Source organism: Streptomyces sp. NPDC000941 (assembly GCF_053599555.1).
Map to the genome: position 1 here is coordinate 24,437 of NZ_JBSFMM010000150.1, position 3,136 is coordinate 27,572.

Consider the following 3,136-nt stretch of genomic DNA (forward strand, 5'->3'; position numbering starts at 1 on the left):
CTGGTCGGCCGCCGGAATGCGCGAGACGGCGGTGGCCCTATCCTGCGCGTGCTGCCGCAGCCGTTCCGAACGGCGCGGGAGATCGTACGCAACAAGAACACCGTGTCCGTCATCGCCAAGATCACCGGGCCGATACCCAGGGACGAGGCACCGAATCTGGGCCCCATGCAGTTGATGCATACGCAAAGCTGTGTCCAAGCAGTGGCCCTGCGCATTGGTAGCGTGTATGTACTCGCGAAGTTCGAACCCCGGGTGTCGCTCGAAGTCGCGGCAGCGGATCACGCTTACAGCCGCCTCCACGGCCTTCTCATCCTGACACTGCGTCAGCAGGTGCTCCAGCAGCACGTCACCGTAGCCGAAGCCTTGCTTTCCGGGGTCGACATTCAGGGCGAGCACATGGGCGATGGGACCGTCGGGCCGGTGCAGGCGGTCCGCCGTGTCGAAGTTCACGGAGAGGATGTCCTCAATATTGCGGATGCGCTGCGAGTAGACAACACCCCACACCATCCCCTCGGATTCGACGACGAACTGGCCCTCAGCGTGGAATAACAGCCGTTGCCTGATGATCCGCTCGGAGACCCGCAGCTCCTGGGCCCAGCAGAGTTCTTCCAGCTCCATCAGCCGAGGAAGATCGAAGAGACGGGCGTTTCGAATGACACCACTGCGCGCATGTGACATGAGTTGAATCAAGCCTCCCCGTATACGGCACTTGCCAATGCCCCGAACAAAAGCTGACCTACCCTCAGAGCTGCCCCGTCAATTCTGCGCGGGCAATGGCCGAGCTCCAGACAGGCTCGGCTCGCCCCGAATTTCCCGCCTTCTTGACGTCATTGACATGAATAAGCGAAGCTGTCCGAACGCATCGGATGGCCGTGTTCAGAACGGGCGAGATGCCGACTTCAGTCAGCACACCGCCTGACGCACTTTAACCAAAACCTGTTCCTTGCGGAAGCGACTGAAGGAGCTTACGGATTCAAAATTGCAACCTTGACCGATTCCACAGCATTGGCCGTGCGGACGATCCATCGCGTCCCGGCGCCGAAGATGAAAGGCGCGAACCCACTCCGAGGCTTTTCCGAACCTCACGATCGCCCGGTATTTGGCGTCTCAACCTCTGAGCCCGCCCGGTCCCTGACACGCCGCGACGCGGGGGGCTCGCAGGCGATGACGATGAGGGCGGGCTTGTGATGACCTGGGCCACCTCCATGTTCTTGCGATGGCCCATCATCGTGCCGTTGAGCATCGACCTCTCCACGATGCGCCCGGCGAGCGGGGCGTGCACCGCCGCGTTACCAGCCGGGCGGGGCTCAGCGACCTGCCGACCGAGCGCTTTGACCGCGACCCCGGACGCACCCCGATCGCGGGGTTCACGCACTGTGGCGGAGCCACAGCCGGATGCTTCCCGGCGCTCCGTGCGATGTTTTCACCGATCCGCACGTGCTACTCCTCTTCTCTTTCAGCGTCACGCGCAAGTGGCTGCGGCGGCGGGGCGATCCCATACAGATTTCCCGGTTGTCCCAGTTTTCGGCGAGAGAGCCCGATTGCGAGCAGGTCGTCTAGAGGTCTATGAGTTTCACCCTTACGTCGCGATACCCCTATGAGCACTCGAAGTTGTCACGCCCGCAGATCGGGCGGCGCGGTCCCTAAGTTGCCGACGCTGGTCCGCAGTCCCACGGAACCTCGAACTGTTCGGCCGGAGGAGCACGATCACCTTAGCGACGTTGTCCGTTCCACGCGACGGGTTGATATCGATGACTCGCCCATGTATCGGAGTTGGGCGGCCGCAGCACCCGCGGCGCGAGGCGCCGATGCCATTGGACTCTAAGACTTAAGGCACCTAACCAGCGGAACGCTATTCTCCGCTTTCGCGTCACCACAAGTGGCGATCATCACCCCTTGCCTCCAGGTCATCGGCCTGGGTATCGTTGTTGACGACCATAGGAAAGCACATACGAGAGAAGGTAGCGAATGGCACTCCAGGGGTAGCCTCGACATCGCTTCCCGGTGTATTTGCGGCAACATCACTACTGTTACTTCTTGCCCGCTTTCGAGGCTTTATCGTGCCCTCGCGGCAACTCCCACTCTTCGATGTTGCGGGATTTTCCATGAGTAAAACGATTATTGATTCACAATTCGGGGCCAATTTGCGCGGATTGGTGACCGTAGCGCTTCAAAAAGGCTTCACCGATTGTGAGCTGGGATTTTTCCTATGGTCAGCTGGCTCGGTGGTACTCGTTGATGAGGCTGGCGACGGCTTGTCGGCGTTTGATCCTGGCTGCTGGCAGGGGGATGACGTTCGGGTTGTCGCTGGGCGCCAGCTGGTCTCGGCCTTGGTGGGGTCGGTGGCTGTTGAAGTGGTGTGCGTAGTCGTGGAGGATTTTCTCGGCGTGACCACGGCCGAAGAGCAGGACACGGTCAGTGCATTCCTCCCGTGCTGAGCGGATGAAGCGTTCTGCGTGTGGGTTGCAGTTGGGGCTGCGTGGAGGGATCTTGGTCACAGTGATGTCCTCGCTGGCGAACACGGCGTCGAAAGCGGCCGTGAATTTCGCGTCCCGGTCGCGGATGAGGTGAGTGAATTCTGATGCGTGCTCACCAAGTTGCCACAGGAACTGCCGGGGCCTGCTGAGTGACCCATGCGGCGGTGGGGTGAGCGGTGACGCCGAGGATATGGACGGTGCGGGTATGCACCTCCATGACGAACAGTGCGTAGAGCCGCTGCAGGCTGATGGTGTCGACATGGAAGAGATCGGTGGCGAGCAGGCCGTTGGCCTGGGCCTTGAGGAAGGCAGCCCACTCACCGCGCGCCGGCTGGCGGCGCGGCGCGGGACCGAGACCGGCAGCACGCAGCACCCGACGGACGGTGGCGGGGCTGACTTTGTACCCGAGGCGGCGCAGTTCGCCGTGCACGCGCCGGAATCCCCATCGGGAGTTCTCGGTGCCGAGCCGGATGATCAGGTCGCGGATCTCCTCGGGCAGCGGAGGCCGCCCGGTAGACGGCGACTGCGTCCACTTCTGCTTCACCAGACGCTGGTGCCAGGCCAGCAGGGTGCGCGGTGAGACGATCCGGTGTTCGCGCAGGGCGCGGGGGAGCAGTCGGGACAGGGCAGCGAGCAGTGCACGGTCCGGCCATCCGGGC

3 protein-coding genes are annotated in these 3,136 nt (G+C 62.6%); 1 reads left to right on the forward strand and 2 read right to left on the reverse strand.

Features of this window, described 5'->3' with window-relative positions; genetic code table 11:
- Window positions 1-48 precede the first annotated feature (48 nt).
- The gene (locus ACWDSL_RS36060; protein ID WP_450492164.1) at window positions 49-549 is read left to right on the forward strand and encodes a hypothetical protein; all 501 of its coding nucleotides are present in this window, start codon (window positions 49-51) and stop codon (window positions 547-549) included.
- Window positions 550-2,213: 1,664 nt separating this feature from the next.
- On the opposite strand, the gene ACWDSL_RS36065 is transcribed toward ACWDSL_RS36060, so the two are convergent.
- Both ACWDSL_RS36065 and ACWDSL_RS36070 read right to left on the reverse strand, forming a co-directional pair.
- Window positions 2,214-2,522, reverse strand: coding sequence for an integrase core domain-containing protein (locus ACWDSL_RS36065; protein WP_450492165.1), 309 nt, complete (start codon window positions 2,520-2,522; stop codon window positions 2,214-2,216).
- Between the two features lie 67 nt (window positions 2,523-2,589).
- A partial coding sequence (locus ACWDSL_RS36070; protein WP_450492166.1) for an IS3 family transposase occupies window positions 2,590-3,136 on the reverse strand: 547 nt, incomplete at its 5' end.